The sequence below is a fragment of the Thermoflexus sp. genome (assembly GCF_042408365.1).
In the GTDB taxonomy this organism is placed as follows: domain Bacteria; phylum Chloroflexota; class Anaerolineae; order Thermoflexales; family Thermoflexaceae; genus Thermoflexus.
Genome location: NZ_JBHOQJ010000175.1, coordinates 1 through 4266 on the forward strand (window position 1 = coordinate 1; position 4266 = coordinate 4266).

The 4266-nt window shown below is 64.2% G+C and carries 4 protein-coding genes and 1 pseudogene; all 5 read right to left on the reverse strand.

Annotated features, from left to right (window positions below; genetic code table 11):
- Positions 1–160: 160 nt before the first annotated feature.
- Positions 161–1291, reverse strand: coding sequence for a tRNA 2-thiouridine(34) synthase MnmA (gene mnmA, locus ACFMO5_RS08120; protein WP_376792249.1), 1131 nt, complete (start codon positions 1289–1291; stop codon positions 161–163).
- Between the two features lie 204 nt (positions 1292–1495).
- Positions 1496–2668, reverse strand: coding sequence for a cysteine desulfurase family protein (locus tag ACFMO5_RS08125; RefSeq protein ID WP_376792250.1), 1173 nt, complete (start codon positions 2666–2668; stop codon positions 1496–1498).
- A 150-nt stretch (positions 2669–2818) separates the two neighbouring features.
- The gene (gene recO, locus ACFMO5_RS08130) at positions 2819–3628 is read right to left on the reverse strand and encodes a DNA repair protein RecO (RefSeq protein WP_376792251.1); all 810 of its coding nucleotides are present in this window, start codon (positions 3626–3628) and stop codon (positions 2819–2821) included.
- Between the two features lie 15 nt (positions 3629–3643).
- Positions 3644–3946, reverse strand: coding sequence for a cold-shock protein (locus tag ACFMO5_RS08135; RefSeq protein WP_376792252.1), 303 nt, complete (start codon positions 3944–3946; stop codon positions 3644–3646).
- Positions 3929–4135 (reverse strand): annotated as a pseudogene (locus ACFMO5_RS08140) (zinc-ribbon domain containing protein); the annotation flags it as partial. The pseudogene ACFMO5_RS08140 and the gene ACFMO5_RS08135, both read right to left, overlap by 18 nt.
- Positions 4136–4266: the final 131 nt, after the last annotated feature.

Consider the following 4266-nt stretch of genomic DNA (forward strand, 5'->3'; position numbering starts at 1 on the left):
CCGAAGGCCCCCGGCCCAGCCCTAGAAAACCCCAAATGGTTAGAACATTGAACAGCCTGACGGGGGATCGGATGCGGAAGCGCTTCACCGCATCAGGCAACAGAGGAGAGAGGAGAGCAGCAGAGGAATGAAGCGAAGGGATCCTCCAACCCAGAGCGCCTTAGACTGGCTGGGCCTCGCAAGCACGGATCGCTTCCCTCACCTCCAGAGGGGGCTCTCGCTCCGCTCGCGTGATGGTTCCTAACCCCAAGACGACCTCTCCATCGTACATTACGGCAGCCTGTCCGGGGGTGAGATCCCGCATGGGCTCATCGAACACCACCCACGCCTGTCGGTCCGGGAGCGGGATGATCCAGGCCGGGACCTCACGGGCGCGGTATCGGATCTTCACTGTGGCCCGGAATGGGCCGGCGGGGGTCTCGCCGCTGACGAAGTGAACGCCCTCCAAGAGGCAGGACCGGCGGCCGAGCTCCTCCGCGGTCCCCACAACCACGGTGTTCTCCAGCGGATCGAGATCCACCACATAGAGGGGGACCCCCGCGGCGATCCCCAGGCCGCGCCGCTGGCCGATGGTGTAGAACGCCAGCCCATGATGCTGCCCTAGGATCCGGCCGCGCGTGTCTTTGATCGGACCGGGCCGGAGAGCCTCCGGGGCGTGACGGCGCAGGAACGCTCGATAATCCCCATCAGCGAGGAAACAGAGATCCTGGCTCTCGGGTTTCTCGGCGACCGGGAGGCCGAAACGATGGGCCAGGGCGCGGACCTCGTCCTTGGTGTAACCCCCAACGGGGAACATCGCGTGTCGCAGCTCATGCTGCCCCAGGACGGCCAGGACATACGACTGATCCTTGCGGGGATCCACCCCCCGCAGCAGCTGATACCGTCCGTCCACCGAGCGGACCCGAGCGTAATGCCCGGTGGCGAGGTATTCGGCCCCCAGGGCCAGGGCCCGCCGGAGCAACCAGTCGAAGCGGACAAGACGATTGCAGCGGAGGCACGGGTTGGGGGTACGCCCCGCCAGATACTCATTGATAAAGAAATCGACGACGGTCTTCTTGAAGAAATCCGCCACATTGAGAACATAGAACGGGATGCCGAGGTGATCGGCCACCCGGTAAGCCAACTCCATATCCTCCAGGGTGCAACAACGATTGGTTGAGGCGTGGGCATCCCCGCCCTCCCCCCACAGGCGCAACATGATCCCGATCACCTCGTATCCCTGCTCCACCAGCAGGGCGGCGGCGACGCTGCTGTCCACGCCGCCGCTCATCGCCACCACCACACGCGTCATCCAGCGCCCTCGCTCCATTCACGCTCTGATTTGTAAACCCTGTAACGATCCAGCCGGACCACTTCACCCAATGGGGAAGACCGATGGCCCCTGCCCCCCAAAATCTCTGGGAAACTGCTTAAAAGGGCGTTCCGTTGTGTCCAACAACTCGGGAAGAAGCGCTCTTTTCCAGTCCTTTTAGGAAAACCGCAGCGGGCAACCTCATCATACCTCCACCGTCTGCATCGCCCGCAACCGCGCGACGGCTCGGGGGAGGACCTCCAGGACGATGTCGATGTCCTCCTCCGTGTTCGACTTCCCCAGGGTGAGCCGGAGGGAGCCCACGGCCCATTCATGGGGGAGGCCCATCGCCAGCAGCACCTCCGAGGGCTCCGGACGGCCGCTGGTGCACGCGGAGCCGGTGCTGGCCGCGATCCCCTCTACATCCAGGGCCAGAAGCAGCTCCTCCCCGTTGATCCCCTTGAAGCTGAAACTCGCGTGGTGCGGCAGGCGCTCGGTTGGATGGCCGGTGAGGCGGGCCTCAGGGACCCGCTCCAGGATCCCTTGGATTAACCGATCTCGCAGCCGTCGCAGCCGGGCGTTCTCGCTCTCGCGGCTCTCCTGAGCCAGGCGCAGGGCAGTGGCCAGCCCAACGATCCCGGCCACGTTCACCGTGCCCGCCCGTCGGCCACGCTCATGCCCCCCGCCGGTGATGGCCGGGAGGTAAGGTGTCCCCTGGCGGATGTAAAGCAATCCCACCCCCTTCGGGCCATAGAATTTATGGGCGGAGAGGGTGAGCAGATCCACCCCCAGCCGGCCGACGTCCAGATCCAACATCCCGCCGGCCTGGACTGCGTCGGTGTGGAACGGGATCCCCTTCGCGCGGGCGATGCGGGCGATCTCGGGGATGGGCTGGATCGTCCCCACCTCGTTGTTGGCATACATTACGCTGATCAGGACCGTATCCTTTCGAATCGCCCGACCGACGTCATCCGGATCCACCATGCCGTATTCATCGACCGGCAAGTACGTAACCTCGAAGCCGAAAACCTCTTCAAGTTGCCGGGCGGTGTTCAGCACGGCGTGATGCTCCACCGAGGACACAATGATATGGTTCCCCCGGCCGGCCCGGCGCTGGGCGAAGGCCACCCCCCGCAGGGCCAGGTTGTCGCTTTCAGTCCCCGAGCCGGTGAATACGATCTCGGTGGGATGACACCCCAAGATGGCCGATACCGTGCGACGGCTTTCCTCCAGCGCCTTCGCCGCCGCCCGTCCGACCCGATGGATGGAAGCCGAGTTTCCATAGATCTCAGTGAAATAAGGCAGCATCGCCTCCAGCACCCGGGGATCCACTGGGGTGGTGGCCGAGTGATCCATGTAGATCGTCCGCACCGCCATGGCACGCCTCCTCAACTCAGGATCCGCCATCAGCCTACGATAGATTCCATGGCGATCCCTTCATTTTAAATTAACGCGAAAGGGGACAGCAAAAAACGCCGAAGCAACCCTGCCCGGATCGCCCGAGGAGTTGCCAGCGGCATCGCCGCATCAAGCGCCGCCTGGCTCCCTCTCCCCGGGATGGCCGGCCTCCAGGGCAGCGCGGGTGAGCTCGCTGAGGAACGCCAGGGAACGTGGGCGGCGCTCCATAATGGTCAGGAGATAGCGCCCGACCACCTCGCCAAGCTCCTGCAGGGTGGGCGGGCTGAACGGGGCCGCTCGGAAGGCCGGATAAGGGCTTCGGAGAATAAAGCGCATGCCCTTCAAGGCCCGGCGGCTCAGGGGGCGGGCCGTTGGGAACCGAGGGGCGCACCGGGGGCAGAGAACGCCTCCCCGCTCGGAAGCGAAGCCGTAAGGCCCACGTTCCTCTCGGAGCGGCTCCCCACATCCGACGCAGAATTCCACCTGTGGACGGAACCCTGCGAGCTCCAGAAGGTGGAGCTCGTAATAACGGAGGGCCCGCTGGGGATCGGCTTCCCCATCCAGTCGATCCAGCGTTTCGGCCAGCAATCGATACAGGGCTCGGCTCTCCTCCCCCTCTGGTGCGAAGATCTCCGCCAGCTCCGCCACATAATGGGCCATCGCGCTGCGGGCCAGATCCTCCCGGAGGTGGGGGTGGGGGGCGATCACCTCTGCCTGGCTGATCAGATCCAGCTCCCGCCCTCGAGCGAGAAGCAGGGAGGTTCGCATAAATCGCTCCAGATGACCTGCCTTCCGGCTTCGGATCTTCCGGGCTCCCTTGGCCAACACGCGGAGCTTCCCCAACTCCGGCGTCAGAATGGTGAGCAGGCGATCCGCCTCCCCAAAGTCGGACCGCCGGAGGATGATCGCCTCTGTGCGATACAGGCGTTCCCGATCCATCTCCCGCCTGCCGAGTTACCCGGCCGAGCGCTCAGATTCTGAGACGGGCGATGTCGACGTGGGGATCGGCGTCACCCGAACGGCTTGAGGCCCCTTTGGGGTGAGCTCCACCTCGAATGTAACCGGCTGGTCAGCCTCCAGGGCCAGCCCGGGGCGTAAGATCGCGGTTCGATGGAAGAAGATTTCGGTGCCATCCTCGCACCGGATGAACCCGTAACCCTTCTCTGGGTTAAACCACTTCACCCGGCCTTCATAAGTTCGTCCGGGCTCAAGCTTTCGCTTCGGCTTGGCCGCCTCGGCCCGACACCTGGGGCACATCGTCGGCTCGACCAGCGGCTGGCCAGCCTCCACCATGCGTCGCTGCTCGGTCACGGTGAACACAAACGGTCGTCCGCACTTCTCACAGGTTAACAGCTTATCGGCGAACGGCATTGGACCTCCCTTCCAAGCCTTGAAATTTGAATGCTCGAGATGCCAGCGCGTCGCTGGGCGATCTACCGTTATCATCTTCCCTTTGTTCAGATTCGACAACTGAACCTGCTCCGCGGAGGGCTTTTCCTCACTCTATTCAGCATGGCCCCATTCAGTTTGGAGATCCCGCGAAGCGGCGGAAGGGCCCTACCCCCCTCCCCGCGGCC